This is a genomic window from Micromonospora sp. WMMB235, assembly GCF_001855515.1.
GTDB classification, from domain to species: Bacteria; Actinomycetota; Actinomycetes; order Mycobacteriales; family Micromonosporaceae; genus Micromonospora; species Micromonospora aurantiaca.
Genome location: NZ_MDRX01000001.1, coordinates 2,032,501 through 2,054,074 on the forward strand (window position 1 = coordinate 2,032,501; position 21,574 = coordinate 2,054,074).

The following is a 21,574-nucleotide window of genomic DNA, read 5'->3' on the forward strand; positions in this document are numbered from 1 at the left end:
GCTCGCCGTGCACGAGCGTGGTCAGCTCCTCGGCGAGCGCCCGCTGGGCCAGGCGCGCCTGCGGGCGTTCCGCTGTGGCCTTCTCCAGTTCCTCCAGTTCCTCACGGGAGCGGAAGCTGAAGTACCGCAGGTAGCGGCTGACGTCCCGGTCGTCGGCGTTGACCCAGAACTGGTAGAACGCGTACGGGCTGGTCATCTGCGGGTCGAGCCAGATCGTGCCGGTCTCGCTCTTGCCGAACTTGGTGCCGTCGGCCTTGGTGACCAGCGGCGTGGTGAACGCCTCCACCGGCCCGGCGCCGCGCCGCCGGATGTAGTCCACCCCGGCGGTGATGTTGCCCCACTGGTCGGAGCCGCCGTACTGGAGCCGGCAGCCGTGCCGGCGGTGCAGCTCGAAGTAGTCGTTGGCCTGGAGGAGCTGGTAGCTGAACTCGGTGTAGCTGATGCCCGTCTCCAGCCGCGCCTTGACCACCTCGCGGGCGAGCATCTTGTTCACCGGGAAGTGCTTGCCGACGTCCCGGAGGAACTCCACCACCGACATCTCGCCGGTCCAGTCCAGGTTGTTGACCAGTTGCGCCGCGTTCTCCCCGGAGTACGTGACGAACGGCGAGAGCTGCTCGCGGATGCGCTCCACCCAGCCGGCGATCACCTCGGGCGGGTTCAGCGTCCGCTCCGCGCTCTCCTTCGGGTCGCCGATCTGCCCGGTGGCGCCACCGACGAGCAGCAGCGGACGGTGCCCGGCCTGCTGGAGCCGGCGGGCCATGACGACCTGCATCAGGTTGCCGATGTGCAGGCTCGGCGCGGTGGGGTCGAAGCCCACGTAGAAGGTGGTGCTCCCGCCGTCGAGCAGCTCGCGCAGTTCGTCGAGGCCGGTCGAGTCCTGGATCAGGCCCCGCCACAGCAGGTCGTCGGTCAGGGAGTCCCGCCCCTGCGGGAGGTTGCTGTCGGTCACGGTCACCGATTCTCCCCCATCACCGGGCCCGGCCCGTACCGGGTTTGCCGAGGTGCGGCCGACTAGGCTGGCGGCGCCGTCGAACGCGAGGAGGAACCGCGGTGGACATGCCGAACATGACCGGTGGCTTCGTGGCCCTGCTGGGCCTGACGTTCGACGAGGTCAGCGGGGACCGGGTGGTGATCCGCTGGAAGGTGCGCCCGGAGCTGCACCAGCCGTACGGGATCCAGCACGGCGGCGTCTACTGCTCGGTGGTGGAGACGGCGGCGAGCATCGGCGGCGCGCTCTGGCTGGGCGACAAGGGCAACGTGGTCGGGGTGTCGAACCAGACCGACTTCCTGCGCGCGGTGCGCGACGGCGAGCTGACGGCTGTCGGCACGCCGGTGCACCGGGGCCGCAGCCAGCAGCTCTGGCTCGTGGAGATCACCGACGCCGACAGCCGGCTGGTGGCGCGCGGTCAGGTACGGCTGCAGAACCTCACCGCCGCCTGACATCCGCGGGCTCGCCGATTCAGCCCGAAAAGGGGCACTGACGCCGATATCGTCGCCTCGGTGAGGACATCCGCTCCCGATCCGACGTGAGGAAGCTGTTCGCCGCCACGCTCGGCGTGCTGTCGGCGGTCGGCGGCTTCGTCGACATCGGTGACCTGGTGGCGGCCAGTCAGGCCGGCGCGCTGTTCGGCATGGCCCACACCTGGGTGCTGCTGGTCGGGGTGGTCGGCATCTGCGCGTACGCGGAGATGGCCGGCCGGATCGCGGCGGTGAGCGGACGGGCGGTGTTCGACCTGGTCCGGGAGCGTCTCGGGCCGCGCGTGGCGCTGCTCAACCTGGTCGCGTCGTGGCTGGTCACTGTGGTCACGCTCGCTGCGGAGCTGGGCGGGGTGGCGCTGGCGCTGCAACTGGCGACCCGGCTGAGCCACCTGTTCTGGGTGCCGCTCGCGGCGCTGGCCGTCTGGCTGGTGCTGTGGCGGCTGCGGTTCGAGCTGATGGAGCGGATCTTCGGCCTGGCCGGGCTGACCCTGCTGGTGTTCGCTGTCGCGCTGGTGGCGCTGCCGACCGACTGGCCGGCACTCGGGCAGGGCGTGTGGCAGGTCAGCGCGTCCGGGCACGGCTGGCCGCTGTACTGGTTCGTGGCTGTGGCGTTGTTCGCCTCGACTGTGAGCCCGTACGAGGTGTTCTTCTTCTCCTCCGGCGGCGTCGAGGAGCGGTGGGGCGCGGCGGACCTGGCGCGGGCCCGCTCGAACGTGCTGATCGGTTTCCCGGTGGGCGGGTTCCTGGCGTTGTCGCTGGTCGCCGTGGCGACGGTGGCCTACCACCCGTCCGAGGCGTCGTTGGGCACGCTCGACGAGGTGGCGCGGCCGGTGGCGACGGCGCTCGGCGGCGCCGGCCTGGCCGCCGCGGTGCTGGCGTTCTTCGCGGTGACGTTCGGCGCGGCGCTGGAGACCGGGCTGTCGGCGGCGTACGCGGCGGCGCAGTACTTCGGGTGGCAGTGGGGCAAGCGGGTCCGCCCCCGGGAGGCGGCCCGGTTCCACAGCGTGCTGCTCGTCGGTCTGCTGCTCGGTGTGGTGATGCTGATGACGACTGTGGACCCGGTGCGGCTGACCGAGTACATGCTGGTGCTGAGCGCGGTGGTGCTGCCGCTGACGTACCTGCCGATCCTGGTCGTGGCCAACGACCGCGGGTATCTCGGCGACCGGGTCAACGGGCGGTGGCTGAACCTGCTCGGCGCGGTGTTCCTGCTGCTCATCGTCGCGGCCTCGGTGGCGGCGATCCCACTGGCGATCATGACGGGGATGGGGCCATGAGGGTTCAGCTCGCCAGGCGGCTGCTCGACCGGCAGATCGTCGACGTGGACGGGTTGCTGGTCGGGCGCGTCGACGACATCGCGTTCGCTGTCGACGACGAGGGCTACCCGTACGTGGACAGCCTGCTCACCGGGCAGGGCGCGCTCGGCGAGCGGATCGGCGGGCGGGTCGGGCGGCTGCTGGTGGCGGTGGCGGACCGGTTCACCGACGACCCGCCGGTGCCGCCGTTGCGCGTACCGCTGTCCCAGGTCGCCCGGGTGGACAGTGCGGTGCGGCTGCGCTGCCCGGCGACGGACCTGCCGCCGTCACCGGTGGAGGCGTGGCTGCGCCGGCACCTGATCGAGCGCATTCCGGGGTCCGGTCGTGCGAGCGGGTGAGCTGCTCGGCCGCACCGCGTACGACCTGCACGGGCGGCGGCTGGGCCGGGTGGTGGACGTGGTGGTGCGCGGCGGGTGGCCGCCGGACCGGCTGCGGATCACCGACGTGATCGTCGCCGGGCACTGGTGGACCCGGGTGATCAGCCGGCTGATCGGCCCCGAGCTGCACCCGTCCGGGCCGTGGCTGCTGCGGGTGATCGCCCGGTTGGTCGGGCGGAGCACCCGCCAGCTGCCCGCCGACGCGGTGCAGCTGCTTCCGCCGGTGCCCGGCTTCCCGTTCGGCCCGCCGGCCGGGCACCGCTGAGCCGGGCGCCGGGGGACCGGCCGGGGCCGGTCAGCGGCGTGCCTCGTCGAGTTCGGGGGCGTCGGCCGGGCCGGCGGCGCCGTCGGCGGTGTCGCCGTCCGGGGAGCCTTCGTGGCGGCCGCGGCGGCGGACGTGCACCTCGGTGATGGCCCGCTGGTCGACGCCGGCCACCGACAGCTCCCAGCCGTCCACGGTGACCTGCTCCCCCGCCACCGTCGGGATGTGCCCGAGGCAGATCAGCACCAGCCCGGCGACAGTGGTGTAGTCGCCCGCCGGCCGGTTCGGCAGCTCCACGCCGAGGTCGGTCAGGTCGTGCACCGGGAACGTGCCGGGCAGCACCAGCGTGCCGTCGGCCTCGGTGCGCACGGCGCGCAGGTCCCGGTCGGTCTCGTCGTAGATCTCGCCGACGATCTCCTCCAGGATGTCCTCCAGCGTCACGATCCCGTCGACCGCGCCGCGCTCGTCGACCACGAGCGCGATGTGCTGGCGTTCGGCCTTGAACTGGCGCAGCGCGTCGACCACGGGCAGCGAGTCGGGCAGCAGCATCGGCGGTCGGGCGATCTCGTCGACCGGCCGGTCGTCGGAGACGCCGACCAGGTCCCGCAGGTGGATCACGCCCACCGCCTCGTCCAGGCCGCCGTGGCGGACCACCGGCGCCCGGGAGTGGCCGGTCGCCGCCAGGACGAGCCGCGCGGCCTCCGCGGTGGTGCCGCTGTCGAGCGTGAAGACCTGCAACCGGGGTACGAGCACCGCCCGCAACTGCCGGTCGGCGATCTCCACCGCGCCGGCGATGATCGTGCGCTGTTCCTTGGTGAAGCCGTGGTTGCCGGCCACGATGTCGCGCAGCTCGTCCGGGCCGATCTCGTCCGGCTCGGCCTTCGGGTCCAGGCCGAACAGGCGTACCACCAGGTCGGTGGTCGCACCCAGCAACCAGACGGCGGGCCGGGTGATGCTGGACAGCACGTCCAGCGGACGGGCCACCAGCAGCGCCCACCGCTCGGCCGACTGCATCGCGATGCGCTTCGGGGCCAGCTCACCGAAGACGAGCGTGACGAACGTGAGCACCAGCGTGACAGCGACGATGGCGACGGTCTCGGCGGCGTTGCCGAAGACGCCCAGCAGCGGGACGAGCGGCCGGGCCAGCGACACCGCGGCGGCGGCGGAGGCCAGGAACCCGGCGAGTGTGATGCCGATCTGGATCGTGGCCAGGAACCGGTTCGGGTCCTTCGCGAGACGGGCGAGGGTCCGTCCGCCGCGGCTGCTGCGCTCCAGCCGCTGCACCTGGCTGTCGCGCAGGGAGACCAGGGCCATCTCGCTGCCGGCGAACACCGCGTTGAGGATCACCAGCACACCGACCAGGGCAAGCTGGCTCCAGTAGCTCTGCACGACCGGTTATCTCCCTCGGCCCGATCCGGGTCGGCCGATGGCCGACTCGCCGGCCGGTAGATCCGGTCGGCGTGGCCCTCTGTTGCCCCGCGGGCCCGCGCCTGAATCCTGTGTGATCACTGAGCGTCGGGCGGCGGGTGCCGAGTTTACCCGCTCGTGGCGGGGGCCGGCAGGTCGAGCACGTACGCGCCGCCCTCGGGGCGGAACCCGAGCCGGTGGTAGTAGGGGGCGATCATGCCGGGCGGGCTGACCACCCGGCGGAAACCCCGGTCGGTGAACAGCCGGCTGCGCCGGTAGACGAACTCCCCCGGCGTGAAGTCGCGGAACGGCGGTGTCACGTAGTCCAGGTCGATCTGGGCCACCCCGCCCGGTTCGGCGTGCGAGAGCATCACGCCGACCACCTCGTCGGCGCGTACCACGAGGAACGCCGAGCGGTCGGGGGCGGCCGGATCCCAGCGGAAGCCGGGGTTGAACCGGGCGATGTCGGCGGCGTGCACCCGCAGCGTGTGCGCCAGGAAGGCGTCGCCGGTGCCCACCTCGACCACCTGGTAGGTCTGCTCGTCGTGCCGGGTGGCCAGCAGCTTGCGCAGGTACCAGACGTTGATCACGGCGAGCACCACGTTCAGCCCGACCATCGGCCAGACCTGCACGGCGGTGTTGTAGCCGATCAGGATGAGGCAGCCGACCAGGTTGAGCGCGCGCAGCCGCAGGATCCGGGTCTGCAGCAGGGACCAGACCAGCAGCGCGGAGCCGGCCCAGCCGACGAGTTCCAGCCAGTTCACCCGGGGAGACTAGCGGTCTGCCTGGTCAGACCCCTCGGCGGGCAGCTCCAGGACGTACTCCTCGACCTCGGTGCCGCGGCCCGCGGCGTACCCGGAGTCCTCGCCGATCACGACGAAGCCGCACTTGCGCAGCACCGCGAGCGAGGCGGCGTTGTCCTTCGCAGCGCGGGCGTGCAGCGGCCGGTGCGGCACCTCGCGCAGCAGCGCGCGCAGCGCGGCGGTGGCGTGGCCGCGCCCCCAGTGCGCCGCGTCGATCCAGTAGCTGACCTCGGTCTGCTCGCCGACCGGGAACGCGGCCACCCGCCCGACCAGCCGGCCGCCGACGACGACGGCGCGGTTCACGATCCGCTCGTCGGCGCGGATGCGCGCCCAGTGCGCGTCGAACGCGGCCCGGTCGGACGGGTCCTTCGGGCCGAACGCGGCCATCCAGTTCGCCTGCGGGTCCTGCTCGTGGGCGAAGAAGGCGGGCAGGTCGTCGTCGCGTACCGGGCGGAGCAGCACCTCGTTGGTCACGGCCGGAACGATACGGGCACCCCCCGACACTCTCGGGACCTCCGGCCCGGTGTGTGTCCCGTCCGGCCCTGCCGCGCCGCCGCCCGGCCCGGCTACCAAGGAGGTGGAACGACTCAGCCGAGGAGGCCGGACCATGTCGAAGTACGTCTACGACTTCATCGAGGGTGACCGCAGCCGGGCCGACCTGCTCGGCGGCAAGGGCGCGAACCTCGCCGAGATGACCCGGCTCGGGTTGCCGGTGCCGCCCGGGTTCACAGTCACCACCGACGCGTGCCGGGCGTACCTGGCCACCGGTGCGCCGCCGGACGGCCTGTACGAGGAGATCAACGCGCATCTGCGGGAGGTCGAGGCGCGGCTGGACCGGTGGCTGGGCGACCCACGTGACCCGCTGCTGCTGGCGGTGCGCTCCGGCGGGCGGTACTCGATGCCGGGGATGATGGAGACGATCCTCGACATCGGGCTCAACGACACCACCGTGGCCGGGCTGGCCGCCCGCACCGGTGACGAGCGGTTCGCCTGGGACTCGTACCGGCGGCTGATCCAGATGTTCGGCCGGACCGTGCACGGCATCCCGGCCGAGGAGTTCGAGCACGAGCTGGCTGCGCTGCGGGCCACCGCCGAGCCGGGCGGGCCGGGCGCCGACCAGTTGCGCGACCTGGTCGAGACGTACAAGAAGATCTTCACCCGGCACGTCGGGCACGACTTCCCGCAGGCCCCGCACGAGCAGCTGTTCCTGGCCGTGCGCGCGGTGTTCGAGTCCTGGCACTCGGAGCGGGCCCGGATCTACCGGCGGCAGGAGCGCATCCCGGACGACCTGGGCACCGCCGTCAACGTGATGGCGATGGTGTTCGGCAACCTCGGCCCGGACTCGGGCACCGGTGTGGCCTTCACCCGCGACCCGGCCACCGGCGCCCCCGGCGTGTACGGCGACTACCTGACCGACGCGCAGGGCGAGGACGTGGTGGCGGGCATCCGCAACACGGTGCCGCTGACCGAGCTGGAGCGGCTGGACCCGGCGAGCTTCCACCGGCTGCGGGAGATCATGGCGACGCTGGAGCGGCACTACCGCGACCTGTGCGACGTCGAGTTCACCATCGAGCGCGGCCGGCTGTGGATGCTCCAGACCCGGGTCGGCAAGCGCACCGCGGCGGCGGCGTTCGTGATCGCCGCGCAACTGGCCGAGGAGGGCCTGATCACGGCCGACGAGGCGCTGACCCGGGTCAGCGGGGCGCAGCTCGCCCAGCTGATGTTCCCGGCCTTCGACGCCGCCGGCGCGCCCGAGCCGCTCGCGGTCGGCGTCGGCGCCTCGCCCGGCGCCGCGGTCGGGCGGGTGGTGTTCGACTCGGCCGCCGCGGCGGCGGCCGACGGACCGGTGATCCTGGTCCGGCCGGAGACCAACCCGGACGACCTGCCCGGCATGATCGCCGCGACCGGGGTCCTCACCTCGCGCGGCGGGAAGACCTCGCACGCCGCGGTGGTGGCCCGGGGCATGGGCCGGACCTGCGTGTGCGGCGCCGAGGCGCTGGGCATCGACGTCGAACGCGGTGAGTTCACGGTGGGCGAGCAGGTGGTGCGCGCCGGCGACGTGATCTCGATCGACGGCACCAGCGGGCGGATCTGGCTCGGCGAGGTGCCGGTGCAGCCGTCGCCGGTGGCCCGGTACCTGACCGGTGAGCTGCGGCCGGAGGCCGACCCGCTGGTCGCCGCCGTGCACCGGCTGCTCGGGCACGCCGACGCGGTCCGCACGCTCGGCGTCCGCGCCAACGCGGACACCCCGGACGACGCCCGCCGGGCCCGCGAGCTGGGCGCCGCCGGGATCGGGCTGTGCCGCACCGAGCACATGTTCCTCGGCGAGCGCCGGGAACTGGTCGAGCGGTTGATCCTGGCCGACGGCCCGGCCGAGGTCGGCGCCGCGCTGGACGAGCTGCTGCCGTTGCAGCGGGCCGACTTCCTCGGACTGCTCACCGCGATGGACGGGCTGCCGGTGACCGTACGGCTGCTCGACCCGCCGCTGCACGAGTTCCTGCCTCCGCTCGCCGAGCTGACCGCCCGGGTGGCGGGCGCGCAGGCGCGCGGCGAGGAACCGGGCCACGACGGCGTGCTGCTGGCGGCGGTGCGGCGCATGCACGAGACGAACCCGATGCTGGGGCTCCGGGGCGTACGGCTCGGGCTGGTGGTGCCGGGCCTGTTCGCGATGCAGGTGCGGGCGCTGGCCGAGGCGGCCGCGCAGCGGGTCCGGGCCGGCGGTGACCCGCGCCCGGAGATCATGGTGCCGCTCGTCGGTGACGTGCGGGAACTCGCCGCGGTGGCGGACGAGGCACGGCGGGTGCTGGCCGAGGTGCCTGACGCACCGGACATCCCGGTCGGCACCATGATCGAGACGCCCCGGGCGGCGCTGACCGCCGGGGACATCGCCGCCGAGGCGCACTTCTTCTCCTTCGGCACCAACGACCTGACGCAGATGACCTGGGCGTTCTCCCGGGACGACGTGGAGGGCGCGTTCTTCTCCACGTACCTGGAGCGGGGGATCTTCCCGGTGTCGCCGTTCGAGAGCATCGACGCCACCGGCGTGGGCCGGCTGGTCCGCCTCGCCGTCGCCGAGGGGCGGGCGGCCCGGCCGGACCTGACCGTCGGCGTCTGCGGTGAGCACGGCGGCGACCCGGAATCGATCGGGTTCTTCGCCGACGCCGGGCTCGACTACGTCTCCTGCTCGCCGTACCGGGTGCCGGTGGCACGGCTGGCCGCCGGCCGGGCCGCTGTCGAGGCCCGCACCGAGAAGTCCGACTCCCGCTAGGAGGGCAGCACCATGACCGCCATCTTCAACCCGACCGGACCGGCTGTCACGCCGCTCCCCCGGCCCGCGCCGCCGCCGGCCGCGACTCCCGCCCCCGCCCCGGCCGGGCCGGTCGGCCCGGTGCTGGAACTACCCGGGGACGCCGCGCTGGTGCCGGTGAACCGTGACGGCCGCCCGGTCGGCGTCTTCGTCGCGGCCGGCGGCCGGGTCCGCTACCGGCGCGTGGTCGAACCCGACCAGTTGGTCGCCGCCGCCACCGGCGCGTTCGCGGTGGCCGCGCTCACCGCCGCCGTGGCGGTGTGGTCGCGGCGCCGCCCGCCGTCGGTCGGCACCGTCACCATGGGTCCGGGCGGATGGGTCAGCCTGCGCGGCGTGCCGGCGCCGCGGCTGCGCCCGGACCACAGGCCCTGGTGGGCGCGCCTGCTGCGGGCCCGCCGCCTGGTCGTCGACCGCTGACCACCCCAGGGGTACGGCCGCCGGTACGTCACCGGCGGCCATACCGCCGTTCCCCCGCGCGCCCGCGAGGAGGGCCGTTGGTCCCGGGTCACCGCGGTCCTGCGCCCCTGCCCGGACGCTCCCGGGTGGACGACGCTGAGGGGGAGAACGAGAGAGGGAGGCCCCCGATGCGCGCCAGTGTCGTCACCGCGTTCGACCGTCCGATGGAGATCACCGAGCGTCCCGTGCCGGAGGTCGGGCCGGGCGAGATCCTGGTCCGCATCGAAGCCAGCGGACTCTGCCACACCGACATCCACGCCGCCCGCGGCGAGTGGCCGGTGAAGCCCACCCCGCCGTTCGTCCCCGGACACGAGGGCGTCGGCCTGGTCGAGCAGGTCGGCCCCGGCGTCACCGAGCACGCCGTCGGCGACCGCGTCGCCCTGCCCTGGCTCGGCTGGGCCTGCGGCACCTGCGCGTACTGCGTGACCGGCTGGGAGACGCTGTGCGAGTCGCAGCGCAACACCGGCTACAGCATCGACGGCGCGCACGCCGAGTACGCGGTCGCCGCCGCCCGGTACGCGGTGCGCGTGCCCGACGGCGTGGACCCGTTCGAGGCCGCGCCGCTGACCTGCGCGGGCGTCACCACGTACAAGGCCGTCAAGGTCGCCGGGGTGCGGCCGGGCGAGCGGGTCGCGATCTTCGGCATCGGCGGCCTGGGTCACCTCGCCCAGCAGTACGCCCAGATCTTCGGCGCCGAGACGATCGCGGTGGACGTGACCGCCGAGAAGCTGGAACTGGCCACCTCGCTCGGCGCCGCGCACACCGTCGACGCCGCCACCACCGACCCGGTCGAGCGGATCACCGCGCTGGGCGGCGTGGACGTGGCGATCGTGCTGGCTGCGAGCCCTCGCGTGATCGAGCAGGCGCACCGCTCGCTGCGCCGCGGCGGCCGGCTGGTGCTGGTGTCGCTGCCCGCCGACAACGCGATCACCCTGCCCGTCTTCGAGACGGTGCTCAAGGGCATCACGGTGCTCGGCTCGATCGTCGGCACCCGCGCCGACCTGGCCGAGGTCTTCGCGCTGCACGCCGCCGGCCGTACCCGGGTCGTCTACGAGACCCGCAAGCTGGACGACATCAACGACGCGGTGGACGACGTCCTCGCCGGCCGGGTCGCCGCCCGGCTCGTGCTCCAGCCCTGACCCCCGCCCCCGGTCCCCGCACCCGGCGGGGACCGGGCCACCGCCGACGCCCGGAGAGGGACCGACATGACCGCCACCGAACCCCTGGCCCCCTGGCGCGGATTCCACGCCGGAGCGTGGCAGGACACAGTCGACGTGGCCGACTTCGTCCGCCACAACCACGAGCCGTACACCGGGGACGAGTCGTTCCTCACCGGGCCGACGCCGCGCACGCTCGCGGTATGGGACCGGCTTCGGGAGATGTTCGGCGAGGAGCGGCGGCGCGGCGTGTACGACGTCGACGCGGCCACCCCGTCGACCATCACCTCGCACGCACCGGGGTACATCGACCGGGAGCGGGAGCTGATCGTCGGGTTGCAGACCGACGCTCCGCTGCGGCGGGCGATCATGCCGGCCGGCGGGCTGCGGATGGTGGAGACGGCGCTGCGGGCGTACGGACGCGAACCGGACCCGCGGGTGCACGAGATCTTCACCCGGTACCGCCGCACGCACAACGACGCGGTCTTCGACGCGTACCCGCAGGACGTGCTGGCCGCGCGGCGCTCGCACGTCATCACCGGGCTGCCCGACGCGTACGGGCGCGGGCGGATCATCGGCGACTACCGCCGGGTGGCGCTGTACGGCGTGGACCGGCTGGTCGAGGAGCGCCGCGCGCTCAAGGCGGCGCTGGACGACCGGCGCAGCACCGACGACGTGATCCGCGACCGGGAGGAACTGGCCGAGCAGATCCGCGCGCTCGGTGAGCTGAAGGAGATGGCCGCCTCGTACGGCTTCGACATCTCCCGCCCGGCCGCCACCGGCGCGCAGGCGATCCAGTGGCTCTACTTCGCCTACCTGGCCGCCACGAAGGAGCAGAACGGCGCCGCGATGTCGCTCGGCCGCACCGCCGGGTTCGTCGACGCGTACCTGCGGCGGGACATCGCCGAGGGGCGGCTCGACGAGAGCGGCGCGCAGGAGCTGATCGACGACTTCGTGATCAAGCTGCGGATCATCCGCTTCCTGCGCACCCCCGAGTACGACCAGCTGTTCTCCGGCGACCCGACCTGGGTCACCGAGTCGCTCGGCGGGATGGGCGCGGACGGCCGGCCGCTGGTCACCCGCACCGCGTTCCGCTATCTCCAGACGCTCTACAACCTCGGCCCGGCGCCCGAGCCGAACCTGACTGTGCTCTGGTCGCCGCGGCTGCCCGAGGGCTTCAAGCGGTTCTGCGCCCAGGTGTCGCTGGACACCAGCGCCATCCAGTACGAGAACGACGAGCTGATCCGCCCGGCGTACGACGACGACACCGCGATCGCCTGCTGCGTGTCGGCCATGCGGGTCGGCCGGGACATGCAGTTCTTCGGCGCCCGGGCGAACCTGGCGAAGGCGCTGCTGTACGCGATCAACGGCGGCCGGGACGAGCTGACCGGCACGCAGATCGCCCCGCCGGCCGCGCCGGTGGGCGGCGAGACGCTCGACTACGACGAGGTGCTGGCCGCGTACGACCGGACACTGGACTGGCTGGCGCAGACGTACGTGGACGCGCTGAACGTGATCCACCACCAGCACGACAGGTACGCGTACGAGCGGCTGGAGATGGCGCTGCACGACCACCCGGTGCGCCGGTTCATGGCCACCGGCATCGCCGGCCTGTCGGTCGCCGTGGACAGCCTGTCGGCCGTCCGGTACGGCCGGGTGAAGGTGCTGCGCGACGCCACCGGCCTGGCCGTCGACTTCGCCGTCGAGGGCGAGTTCCCGACGTACGGCAACGACGACGACCGGGCCGACGAGATCGCGGTGTGGCTGGTCGAGACGTTCGCGGAGAAGCTGCGCCGGCAGCGCACGTACCGCGACGCGGAGCTGACCATGTCGGTGCTCACCATCACCTCGAACGTGGTGTACGGCAAGCACACCGGCAACACGCCGGACGGCCGGCGCGCCGGTGAGCCGTTCGCGCCGGGGGCGAACCCGATGAACCGGCGGGACACGCACGGCCTGGTCGCATCGGCGCTGTCGGTGGCGAAGCTGCCGTACGACGCGGCCCGCGACGGCATCTCGCTGACCGGCACCGTGACGCCGGACGGCCTGGGTCACACCCGCGACGAGCGGATCGCGAACCTGGCCGGTGTGCTCGACGGCTACGCCGACGCCGGGGGGTTCCACCTCAACGTCAACGTGCTGGACCGGGCCACGCTGCTGGACGCGATGGCGCACCCGGAGCGGTACCCGCAGCTCACCGTCCGGGTGTCCGGGTACGCGGTGAACTTCGTCCGGCTCACGCCGGAGCAGCAGCGCGACGTGGTGTCGCGGACCTTCCACGGGTCGCTGTGAACGGCCGCCCGCCCGCGCCGCCGCAGGTCACTGCGGCGGCGCCGGGTGCCGTCACCGGCGCGGTGCACTCGTGGGACACCTCGGTCGGGGTGGACGGGCCGGGCACCCGGTTCGTGGTCTTCCTGGCCGGCTGCCCGCTGCGCTGCCGCTACTGCCACAGCCCGGACACCTGGTACGGCCGCAGCGGCCGCCGCCGCACGGTGGACGAGATGGTCACGCTCGCCACCCGGTACCGCCGGTTCATCCAGGTGGCGGGCGGCGGCGTCACGGTCAGCGGCGGGGAGCCGCTGCTGCAACCGGCGTTCACCCGGGAACTGCTACGCCGCTGCCACGACGACCTCGGCCTGCACACCGCGCTCGACACGTCCGGCTTCCTCGGCGTCCGCGCCGACGACGCGCTGCTGGACGCCACCGACCTGGTGCTGCTCGACGTGAAGGCGGGCAACCCGCAGACGTACCGCCGGGTCACCGGCACCGGCCGGCTCGCGCCGACGCTGCGGTTCGCGCAACGGCTCGCCGACCGGGGTACGCCCATCTGGATCCGGTACGTGCTGGTGCCCGGGCTGACCGACGCGGTCGACGAGGTGGAGCGGGTGGCCGACGTGGCCGCCGGGCTGGCGACGGTGCAGCGCGTCGAGGTGCTGCCGTTCCACCGGCTCGGCGCCCACAAGTACGCCGAGCTGGGCCTGACGTTCCCGCTGGCGGACACCGAGCCGCCGGATGCCGGCCTGCTGACCCGGGTACGCGGCCAGTTCGCCGCCCGCGGTCTCACCGTCACCTGACGGCGCGCCGGTTCAGCTGGCCGCCGCCGTCGGGTAGCCGTACAGGTCGAGCAGCCGGACCCGGGACGCCTGGAGGCGGTCCACCACCACGCTCATGAACCGGGTGGTGAGCTGACGGCCGAGCGTGTCGTCGGACTCCATCAGCCGGCGTACCCCGTCGGCGTCGAGTTCGACGGCGGTGCTGCGCTGGGTGGCGACCGCGCCGAACTGCCAGCGGTACGGCGGGAACAGCCAGGACCAGCCGAGCACGCCGCCCGGCCCGATCGTCTCGATGCCCACGTCACCACGGCCCGGCACCGGGAAGTCCAGCGCCACCTGGCCGCCGCGGACCAGCCAGAACCGGTCGGCCGGCTGGCCGGCGCGGAACAGCCGGTGCCCGGGGTGCCAGACCACCGGGCGGGCGTAACCGGTGAGCCGGGGCAGCCACTCGTCGGGCAGCCCGGCCAGGAAGGGGTGGACGCGGAGCATCTCCAGCGGGGTCATCGCGCCTCCAGGGTCGACAGGAGGGGAGCACTGGTCCCATTCCACCCCGCCGCCGGCCCGACCGGTAGGGGCCGATGGTCCCGGACGTGCCGGGCGGATCGACTCTGCCCAGGTGGGGGCCGTCGGCGCAGGCTGAAGGGGAACCGAAGGAGGACGTGATGACCGACAGAACCGGTGCCCCCGTCGTGGTGGGCGTGGACGGCTCCCCGTCCGCGCTGGACGCGGTACGGCTGGCCGCACGCGAGGCGGTGCTGCGGCACCGGCCGCTGCGGGTGGTGAACGCCTTCCTGTGGCCCCTGGTCGGCACGCCGCTGGGCATGGTCGCCCCGGTGCTGCCCGACATCGAGCTGCGCCAGGAGGCCGAGAAGCTGGTCGAGGAGGCGGTGGACGAGGCCCGCAAGGTCGACGCGGAGCTGGCGGTGACCGGCGCGGTCGTCGACGGCGGGCCGGTGGCGGTGCTGCTGCGGGAGAGCCGCGACGCCGCGCTGCTCGTGCTGGGTCACCGGGGACTGGGCGGCTTCGCCGAACTCCTCGTCGGCTCCGCCGCGGTGCAGCTCTCCGCCCGCGCGGACTGCCCGGTGCTCGTGGCCCGGGGTGAGGCCCGCGCCGACGGCCCGGTGGTGGTCGGCGTGGACGGCTCCGCGCTGTCGAACGAGGCGGTCGGGTTCGCGTTCGCCGAGGCCGCGGCGCGCGGCGCCGAGCTGGTCGTGGTGCACACCTGGCTCTACCCGCAGCCGGTGACCTACCGGGAGGCGTTCGGCGACGTCGTGCCGCTGGCGTACGACCCGCAGGAGTTGCGCGCCGACGAGCAGCGGGTGCTGGCCGAGGCGATCGCCGGCTGGGCCGAGCGCTACCCGGAGGTCACGGTACGGCCGAAGCTGGTCGCCGCCGCCACCCCGTCCCGGGTGCTCGTCGAGGAGTCCGTCGGCGCGCAGCTGACGGTGGTCGGCGCGCACGGGCGCGGTAGCCTCGGTGCGCTGCTGCTCGGCTCGGTCAGCCACGCCGTGCTGCACCACTGCCACAGCCCGCTCGCCGTCGTCCGGCACCGGGGCGACCGGACCCACTGAGCCGGTTCCCCGGCCCGGGCAGGGCCGGCAGCGCCACAATGGCCTGAGCCGACCGGAGGGAAAGCACCAGATGAACCGACCCGTCGTGGCGGGAGTGGACGGATCGCCGTCCAGCCTGGCCGCCGCCGACCTGGCCGCCGCGACCGCCGTCGCCCGTTCCCGGCCGCTGCTGCTCGTGCACGGCTACCTGCACCCGATGGGGTACGGCGTGCCGCTCAACCCGTACGACCTGGGGGTGCCGGCGCCCACCGCGGAGTCGGAGAAGATGCTGGAGTCGGTCGCCGCCGACCTGGCCGAGCGGCACCCGGGCCTGCGGGTGCAGGTACGCCAGGTCGCCGGCGGCCCGGGCGCCACGATGGTCGAGGAGTCCCGCCGCGCCGAACTGGTCGTGGTGGGCAGCCGGGGCGTGGGCGGCTTCGCCGGCCTGCTGCTCGGCTCGGTCAGCGGGCAGCTCGCGCAGCACGGGCACTGCCCGGTGCTGATCGTCCGCCCGGGGGAGCAGCCGATCCCGGTGGACGGTCCGGTGCTGGTCGGCGTGGACGGTTCCGACTCGGCCGCGTACGCGATCGAGCTGGCGGCGGACGAGGCCGACCGGCGCGACGCGGAGCTGGTGCTGATGCACGTCCGGTCGCCGGAACGCGGCGCAGTCGCGCCGGAGGTCGCGGCGGAGGCGTCCACCGCGGCGCGGGCCGAGGCGGCCGGGCTGCTGGCCGAGGCCGCGGCCCGGGTCCGGGCGGCGCACCCGGACCTGCGCGTGGCGGAACGGGCCGTGACCGCCGCCTCGCCGGAGACCGCGCTCCGGGAGGCCAGCGGTGAGGCGTCGCTCGTGGTGGTCGGTTCCCGGGGCCGGGGCGGCTTCGCCGGGCTGCTGCTCGGCTCGGTCAGCCAGGCGCTGGTGCAGCACTCCCACTGCCCGGTGCTCGTCGCCCACCGGCCGGAGCCGGCCGACGACTGACGCGCCGCGCCGCGCGTCTGGCCGGCCCGCTCCGGTCCGGTCCGCCCGGCCAGAGAGATGTCCTGCAAGCGTTATGACTGAGAGGCATATTTATGCCTCTCAGTCATAACGAGCTCTCCGGCGTGGTTCTCCGGCGACGGCCACGGCCGGTAGCTGCCGGGTCCGCGCCGACCCGCCCAGGCGTCAGGACGGGTCGCGGCCGGCGAGCAGGTCGGCGAAGTCGGTGGTGAGCGCGAACGGGTCGGCCGGGCCGGTCGCGGGCGGGCGGCGGTCCACCTGCTCGGCCAGCTCGGCTCCGGCCCGGCGGATCCGGGACCGCAGCGCGCTGTCGCCGTCGTCGCCGGCCCAGTCCTCCGGTGCGGCGAAGACCGCCGTGGGCAGTGTCGCCGCCCGCAGGTACGTGAACATCGGCCGGACCGCGTGCTCCAGCGCCAGCGAGTGCCGGGCGGTGCCGCCGGTCGCCCCGAGCAGCACCGGCTTGCCGGCGAGCGCGTCCCGGTCGACCACGTCGAAGAACGACTTGAACAGCCCGTTGTAGGACGCGTTGAAGATCGGCGTCACCGCGATCAGCCCGTCGGCGGCCGCCACCTCGTCGAGCGTCCGCCGCAGCGCGGCCGGGGCGAAGCCGGTGAGCAGGTGGTTCACCACGTCGTGGGCGTGCTCGCGCAGCTCGACCACGCGCAGTTCCACAGTGGCGCCGCGGCCGGCCAGCTCGTCGCGGGCGGCCGCGGCGAGCTGGTCGGCGAGCAGGCGGGTCGACGACGGCTGGCCGAGACCGGCCGAGACGACCGCGAGGGTACGGCTGGTCATCGCTGCTCCCCGGCCGGGGCGGCGTCGCGGGCGGCCAGCAGACTCGCGTGGGTGGGCGCCTCGGGCACGTGCGCGGGACGCAGCGAGTCGAACTCCTTGCGCAGCACCGGCACCACCTCCTCGCCCAGCAGGTCGAGCTGCTCCAGCACCGTCTTCAGCGGCAGCCCGGCGTGGTCGATCAGGAACAGCTGCCGCTGGTAGTCGCCGACGTACTCGCGGAAGCCCAGCGTGCGGTCGATGACCTGCTGCGGGCTGCCCACGGTCAGCGGCGTCTCGCGGGTGAACTCCTCCAGCGACGGCCCGTGCCCGTAGACCGGGGCGTTGTCGAAGTAGGGGCGGAACTCGCGTACCGCGTCCTGGGAGTTGCGGCGCATGAACACCTGCCCGCCGAGGCCGACGACGGCCTGGTCCGGCGAGCCGTGGCCGTAGTGCGCGTACCGCTCGCGGTAGAGGCCGACCATCCGCTGGGTGTGCTCCTTGGGCCAGAAGATGTGGTTGGCGAAGAAGCCGTCGCCGTAGTACGCGGCCTGCTCGGCGATCTCCGGGCTGCGGATGGAGCCGTGCCAGACGAACGGCGGTACGCCGTCGAGCGGGCGCGGGGTCGAGGTGAACGACTGCAGCGGCGTACGGAACCGGCCCTTCCAGTCGACCACGTCCTCGCGCCACAGCCGGTGCAGCAGGTCGTAGTTCTCGATGGCCAGCGGGATGCCGTTGCGGATGTCCTGCCCGAACCACGGGTAGACCGGGCCGGTGTTGCCGCGGCCCATCATCAGGTCCACCCGGCCGTCGGCCAGGTGCTGGAGCATCGCATAGTCCTCGGCGATCTTCACCGGGTCGTTCGTGGTGATCAGCGTGGTCGAGGTGGACAGCAGCAGCCGTTCGGTGCGCGCGGCGATCCAGCCGAGCATGGTGGTCGGCGACGACGGCACGAACGGCGGGTTGTGGTGCTCGCCGGTGGCGAAGACGTCGAGGCCGACCTCTTCGGCCTTGAGCGCGATGGCGGTCATGGCCTTGATCCGCTCACGCTCGGACGGCATCCGCCCGTTCGTGGGGTCGACGGTGACGTCACCGACGGTGAAGACTCCGAACTGCATGACCAGCTCCTCGCGTGGGGTCCGGACCGGTCGGCCCGGGATCGCTCCTCACAACATATTTGACGAGTCAACTATTCCGGTGGCTGCCCACCCCCGCGTGGCCCGGATCACGCGCCGCCCACCGACTACCCTTGCCGCGATGACGTACCCCTGGCTCGACGCACCCGCCGCGCAGGTCGCCGACACCGCGCGGACGCTGCTCGGCTGGACCGTGTCGTCCGGCGGCGTCACCGTCCGGCTCACCGAGGTCGAGGCGTACGCGGGCACCGGCGAGGACGCGGCGTCGCACGCCCACCGCGGGCCGACGCCGCGCAACAGGGTCATGTTCGGGCCCGCCGGGCACGTCTACGTGTACTTCGTGTTCGGCATGCACTGGTGCGCGAACATCGTCTGCGGTCGCGACGGCGAGGCGGCGGCGGTGCTGTTGCGCGCGGGCGAGGTGGTCGACGGCATCGAGACCGCTCGCGAGCGCCGGCCGCGCGCCGCCGACCGGGAGCTGGCCCGCGGGCCAGCCCGGCTGGTCGCCGCGCTCGGGCTCGGGCGGGAGGCGAACGGCACCTCGGCGATCGACGGCAGCGGCCCGCTGCTGCTGACGCCACCGACGAGCCCCGTCGACCCGGCGCGGATCGTCGCCGGGCCGCGCGTCGGGGTCGCCGCCGCGCACGACCTGCCGTGGCGGTTCTGGCTGGCGGACGAGCCCAGCGTCAGCGTCTACCGGCGGCACACGCCGCGCCGCCGGCCCGCTCCGGCCGCCCCGGTGCGGAACTCACCGGCCTGAATCGGCCGTTCCGGGCAACCCGGAACACCCTGCGGCGCGTCTGTCGTGCATGACGCGCCGTCTTCTCACCACGCCCCGGAGGCACGGCGTTGTGCACGAATGACTTTCAACAGGGTGTTGACAACAGGTCATTCTTGGGTGTGGGATGGACGGCATGGTCACCGTGGACAACGACCCGTTCACCGCTCCGGATGCTGCCCAGGCCCGGGCGCACCGCAACTACGCGGCGCTGCTGCGGATCGCCGAGCGGCACGCCGGCACCAACTCCCGCCGCCGGCGCTACGCCCACCCGGACGTGCCCGACGCCTACGAGGCGGCCACGCTGGTGATGGCGCTGGCCGGGGGCGCCGAGCTGGACGAGGGTGAGGAGCCCGTCGACCAGGCCGACCTGATGGCCGCGCTGACGCTGATCCCGCACGTGCGGGCCGAGGTGGACGCGCTGGAGGCCGGCCTGTTGCAGGTGGCCCGCGGCCGGGGCATGACCTGGCAGGCGATCGCCTTCGGGCTGGGGCTGGGCAGCGCCCAGGCGGCCCGGCAGCGCTACGAGCGGCTCACCGTCCGCACCGGCACCGGCGACTGACCGGCCGCCCGGCGGCGCGGGCTGTCACAGCGGCGGGCGAGACTGTGCCGGACGACGGCACGGGAGGACGCGATGACGCGCGAGGAGATGCTGGCCTACTGCCTGGCCAAGCCGGGAGCCTGGCTCGACCGGCCGTGGGAGGGCGACGAGGTGGTGAAGGTGGGCAGCCGCATCTTCGCGTTCCTCGGCTCCCCCGACGGTGAGGCCCGTCTCGGGGTGAAGTGCGGGGCGTCCCGGGAGGTGGCCGACGAGTGGCTGCACCGGTTCCCGGCCGACGCACGCCCCTCCCCCTACATCGGCCGGTCGGGCTGGAACACGCTGCGGCTCTCCGGCGGCATCCCGGACGACGAGCTGATCGAGGCGGCCGACGGTTCGTACGACGCGGTGGTGGCCAAGCTCCCGAAACGCGAGCGCCCCACCGGCTGACCGGAGAACCGGACGGAGCACCGAACAGCGCTGGATCGGACGGTGCACCGAGCGGCGGAGTCCGAAGTCCGAGACCGCAGCCCGAGGTCCCGCAAGGCAGGATCCGCATTCCACAAGGCAGGACCGCTGTAGATCTTGGAAGCTTAGCGCCCCTATGGGGGCCATTTCGTACCAAGATCTCGGCGCGGGGCGCGGGGCGCCGCGTCGGGCGCCCGGCGTGGGGCGTGCGGCTGGTCCGGGACGGGGCGAGCCCTGCCCCGGACCAGCCGCGCAGGTCAGCGGGGTACGACCCGCTCGGCGGCCCACTCCCGCCAGCCGGTCAGCTTGTCCGCCGCGGCGGCGAGCTGGTCGGCGACCGGGCCGGGGCCGGTGGAGCCGGGCGTGATGCGGGCGGCGAGCGCCGAGCGCACCGAGAGCACGTCGCGCACCGAGGGGTCCAGGTGCTCGCTCACCGCGGCCAGGTCGGCGTCGGACACCTCGTCCAGCGCGCAGTCGCGGGCCGCGCACAGCGCCACCAGCTTGCCGGTGATCTCGTGCGCGTCGCGGAACGGCACGTTGCGCCGCACCAGCCAGTCGGCGACCTCGGTGGCCAGCGAGAAGCCCGACGGCGCGCTCGCGACCAGCCGGTCCACCCGGACCGTCATCGTGGAGATCATCCCGGCCAGCGCGGGCAGCAGCAGCTCCAGCGTGTCGACCGCGTCGAACGCCGGCTCCTTGTCCTCCTGCATGTCCCGGTCGTACGTCATGGGCAGGCCCTTGAGCATGGTGAGCACGCTCATCAGGCCGCCGACCAGGCGGCCGGACTTGCCCCGGGCCAGCTCGGCGATGTCCGCGTTCTTCTTCTGCGGCATGATCGACGAGCCGGTGGCGAAGGCGTCGTCCAGCTCGACCCAGCCGAACTCCTGCGAGGTCCAGAGCACCACCTCCTCGCCGAGGCGGGACAGGTGCACGCCGATCATCGCGGTGACGAACAGGAACTCGGCCACGAAGTCGCGGTCGGCGACCGCGTCCATCGAGTTGGCGAACGAGGTGCGGAAACCCAGCTCCTTCGCGACCGCCACCGGGTCCAGCGGCAGTCCCGAGCCGGCCAGCGCGCCCGCGCCGAGCGGGCTGATCGCGGTCCGCTCGTCCCAGTCGCGCATCCGCTCCAGGTCGCGCAGCAGCGGCTGCACGTGGGCCAGCAGCCAGTGCCCGAACGTCACCGGCTGGGCGTGCTGCAGGTGCGTCATGCCCGGCGCGGCGGTGTCCACGTGCCGTTCCGCCTGCTCGACGAGGGCCTCGGCCAGCTCGACCAGCCGGGCCGCCACGCCGCGGGCGTGGTCGCGCAGGTAGAGCCGCAGGTCGGTGGCGACCTGGTCGTTGCGGGACCGGCCGGCGCGCAGCTTGCCGCCGAGGCTGCCGAGCCGTTCCAGCAGGCCACGTTCCAGCGCGGTGTGCACGTCCTCGTCGTCGACGGTCGGGCGGAACGCGCCGGAGGCGCAGGCCGCCTCCAGGTCGTCCAGCGCCGCCAGCATCCGGCCCAGTTCGTCCGGGTCGAGCAGGCCGGCGCCGGCGAGGACCCGGGCGTGCGCGCGGGAACCGGCGATGTCGTACGGGGCGAGGCGCCAGTCGAACTGGACGCTCACCGACAGCCGCGCGAGCGCCTCGGCGGGACCGCCGGCGAACCGGCCGCCCCAGAGGCTCGTCCGGTTGGCGGGGGCGCTGTTCTCGGTCAGGCTCTTGTCGTCCACCCCACCCATTGTGGTG

The 21,574-nt window shown here is 73.8% G+C and carries 22 protein-coding genes (1 of these 22 cut by a window edge); 14 read left to right on the forward strand and 8 right to left on the reverse strand.

Annotated elements, in window-relative coordinates; translation table 11 throughout:
- Positions 1–949 carry the 5' portion of a tyrosine--tRNA ligase gene (gene tyrS, locus BFV98_RS08045; protein ID WP_071098788.1) on the reverse strand. The gene continues 335 nt to the left of window position 1, outside the view, so only the first 949 of its 1,284 coding nucleotides appear in the window; it begins with the start codon at positions 947–949; its stop codon lies beyond the left edge, outside the window.
- 101 nt (positions 950–1,050) lie between these two features.
- Between tyrS and BFV98_RS08050 the strand changes: the two genes are divergently transcribed.
- The 4 genes from BFV98_RS08050 to BFV98_RS08065 all read left to right on the forward strand — a co-directional run bounded on the left by BFV98_RS08050 (position 1,051) and on the right by BFV98_RS08065 (position 3,434).
- Positions 1,051–1,440 carry a PaaI family thioesterase gene (locus BFV98_RS08050; protein ID WP_013285572.1) on the forward strand — a complete coding sequence of 130 codons (390 nt, stop codon included), beginning with the start codon at positions 1,051–1,053 and terminating at the stop codon, positions 1,438–1,440.
- An 86-nt stretch (positions 1,441–1,526) separates the two neighbouring features.
- Positions 1,527–2,753, forward strand: coding sequence for an NRAMP family divalent metal transporter (locus BFV98_RS08055; protein WP_030271094.1), 1,227 nt, complete (start codon positions 1,527–1,529; stop codon positions 2,751–2,753).
- Positions 2,750–3,130, forward strand: coding sequence for a hypothetical protein (locus BFV98_RS08060; protein WP_013285570.1), 381 nt, complete (start codon positions 2,750–2,752; stop codon positions 3,128–3,130). The genes BFV98_RS08055 and BFV98_RS08060 overlap by 4 nt, the downstream gene beginning before the upstream one ends.
- Positions 3,117–3,434 (forward strand): hypothetical protein, encoded by a 318-nt coding sequence (locus BFV98_RS08065; RefSeq protein WP_013285569.1) that lies wholly within the window; start codon positions 3,117–3,119, stop codon positions 3,432–3,434. Before BFV98_RS08060 ends, BFV98_RS08065 begins: the two co-directional genes overlap by 14 nt.
- 30 nt (positions 3,435–3,464) lie before the next feature.
- Here BFV98_RS08065 and BFV98_RS08070 read toward each other — a convergent pair whose 3' ends face one another.
- The 3 genes from BFV98_RS08070 to BFV98_RS08080 all read right to left on the reverse strand — a co-directional run bounded on the left by BFV98_RS08070 (position 3,465) and on the right by BFV98_RS08080 (position 6,115).
- Positions 3,465–4,820 carry a hemolysin family protein gene (locus BFV98_RS08070; RefSeq protein WP_071095685.1) on the reverse strand — a complete coding sequence of 452 codons (1,356 nt, stop codon included), beginning with the start codon at positions 4,818–4,820 and terminating at the stop codon, positions 3,465–3,467.
- Positions 4,821–4,966: 146 nt separating this feature from the next.
- The gene (locus BFV98_RS08075) at positions 4,967–5,602 is read right to left on the reverse strand and encodes a hypothetical protein (RefSeq protein WP_071095687.1); all 636 of its coding nucleotides are present in this window, start codon (positions 5,600–5,602) and stop codon (positions 4,967–4,969) included.
- A 9-nt stretch (positions 5,603–5,611) separates the two neighbouring features.
- On the reverse strand, positions 5,612–6,115 hold the full coding sequence (locus BFV98_RS08080) for a GNAT family N-acetyltransferase (protein WP_071095689.1): 504 nt from the start codon (positions 6,113–6,115) through the stop codon (positions 5,612–5,614).
- Positions 6,116–6,248: 133 nt separating this feature from the next.
- Here BFV98_RS08080 and ppdK point away from each other — a divergent pair, with 133 nt between their 5' ends.
- The 5 genes from ppdK to pflA all read left to right on the forward strand — a co-directional run bounded on the left by ppdK (position 6,249) and on the right by pflA (position 13,635).
- Entirely contained in the window at positions 6,249–8,909 is a 2,661-nt protein-coding gene (gene ppdK, locus BFV98_RS08085; RefSeq protein WP_071095691.1) for a pyruvate, phosphate dikinase, read from the forward strand.
- A 12-nt stretch (positions 8,910–8,921) separates the two neighbouring features.
- On the forward strand, positions 8,922–9,365 hold the full coding sequence (locus BFV98_RS08090) for a hypothetical protein (RefSeq protein ID WP_030271088.1): 444 nt from the start codon (positions 8,922–8,924) through the stop codon (positions 9,363–9,365).
- A gap of 167 nt (positions 9,366–9,532) precedes the next feature.
- Positions 9,533–10,543, forward strand: a complete 1,011-nt coding sequence (adhP, locus tag BFV98_RS08095; RefSeq protein WP_071095692.1) for an alcohol dehydrogenase AdhP — start codon at positions 9,533–9,535, stop codon at positions 10,541–10,543.
- A gap of 66 nt (positions 10,544–10,609) precedes the next feature.
- Complete coding sequence (gene pflB / locus BFV98_RS08100; protein WP_071095694.1) at positions 10,610–12,853, forward strand: formate C-acetyltransferase; 2,244 nt, start codon at positions 10,610–10,612, stop codon at positions 12,851–12,853.
- Positions 12,850–13,635: a pyruvate formate-lyase-activating protein gene (gene pflA, locus BFV98_RS08105; RefSeq protein WP_071095696.1), complete on the forward strand. Its 786-nt coding sequence runs from the start codon at positions 12,850–12,852 to the stop codon at positions 13,633–13,635. Before pflB ends, pflA begins: the two co-directional genes overlap by 4 nt.
- Positions 13,636–13,647: 12 nt before the next feature.
- On the opposite strand, the gene BFV98_RS08110 is transcribed toward pflA, so the two are convergent.
- Positions 13,648–14,118, reverse strand: coding sequence for a cyclic nucleotide-binding domain-containing protein (locus tag BFV98_RS08110; RefSeq protein ID WP_013285560.1), 471 nt, complete (start codon positions 14,116–14,118; stop codon positions 13,648–13,650).
- Between the two features lie 158 nt (positions 14,119–14,276).
- On the opposite strand from BFV98_RS08110, the gene BFV98_RS08115 reads away from it, so the two are divergent.
- Both BFV98_RS08115 and BFV98_RS08120 read left to right on the forward strand, forming a co-directional pair.
- Entirely contained in the window at positions 14,277–15,185 is a 909-nt protein-coding gene (locus tag BFV98_RS08115; protein ID WP_013285559.1) for a universal stress protein, read from the forward strand.
- Between the two features lie 70 nt (positions 15,186–15,255).
- Positions 15,256–16,140 carry a universal stress protein gene (locus tag BFV98_RS08120; RefSeq protein ID WP_071095698.1) on the forward strand — a complete coding sequence of 295 codons (885 nt, stop codon included), beginning with the start codon at positions 15,256–15,258 and terminating at the stop codon, positions 16,138–16,140.
- 183 nt (positions 16,141–16,323) lie between these two features.
- Here the strand turns inward: BFV98_RS08120 and BFV98_RS08125 are convergent, their stop codons facing one another.
- Both BFV98_RS08125 and BFV98_RS08130 read right to left on the reverse strand, forming a co-directional pair.
- Complete coding sequence (locus BFV98_RS08125) at positions 16,324–16,950, reverse strand: CE1759 family FMN reductase (protein ID WP_013285557.1); 627 nt, start codon at positions 16,948–16,950, stop codon at positions 16,324–16,326.
- Complete coding sequence (locus BFV98_RS08130; RefSeq protein WP_013474920.1) at positions 16,947–18,044, reverse strand: LLM class flavin-dependent oxidoreductase; 1,098 nt, start codon at positions 18,042–18,044, stop codon at positions 16,947–16,949. The genes BFV98_RS08125 and BFV98_RS08130 overlap by 4 nt, the downstream gene beginning before the upstream one ends.
- A 139-nt stretch (positions 18,045–18,183) precedes the next feature.
- Between BFV98_RS08130 and BFV98_RS08135 the strand changes: the two genes are divergently transcribed.
- The 3 genes from BFV98_RS08135 to BFV98_RS08145 all read left to right on the forward strand — a co-directional run bounded on the left by BFV98_RS08135 (position 18,184) and on the right by BFV98_RS08145 (position 19,828).
- Entirely contained in the window at positions 18,184–18,822 is a 639-nt protein-coding gene (locus BFV98_RS08135; RefSeq protein ID WP_071095700.1) for a DNA-3-methyladenine glycosylase, read from the forward strand.
- 154 nt (positions 18,823–18,976) lie between these two features.
- Positions 18,977–19,402: a hypothetical protein gene (locus BFV98_RS08140; RefSeq protein WP_013285554.1), complete on the forward strand. Its 426-nt coding sequence runs from the start codon at positions 18,977–18,979 to the stop codon at positions 19,400–19,402.
- A 72-nt stretch (positions 19,403–19,474) separates the two neighbouring features.
- Positions 19,475–19,828, forward strand: coding sequence for an MmcQ/YjbR family DNA-binding protein (locus BFV98_RS08145; RefSeq protein WP_013285553.1), 354 nt, complete (start codon positions 19,475–19,477; stop codon positions 19,826–19,828).
- A gap of 275 nt (positions 19,829–20,103) precedes the next feature.
- On the opposite strand, the gene argH is transcribed toward BFV98_RS08145, so the two are convergent.
- A complete protein-coding gene (gene argH / locus BFV98_RS08150) occupies positions 20,104–21,567 on the reverse strand; it encodes an argininosuccinate lyase (RefSeq protein ID WP_030271078.1) in 1,464 nt (487 codons plus the stop codon).
- Positions 21,568–21,574: the final 7 nt, after the last annotated feature.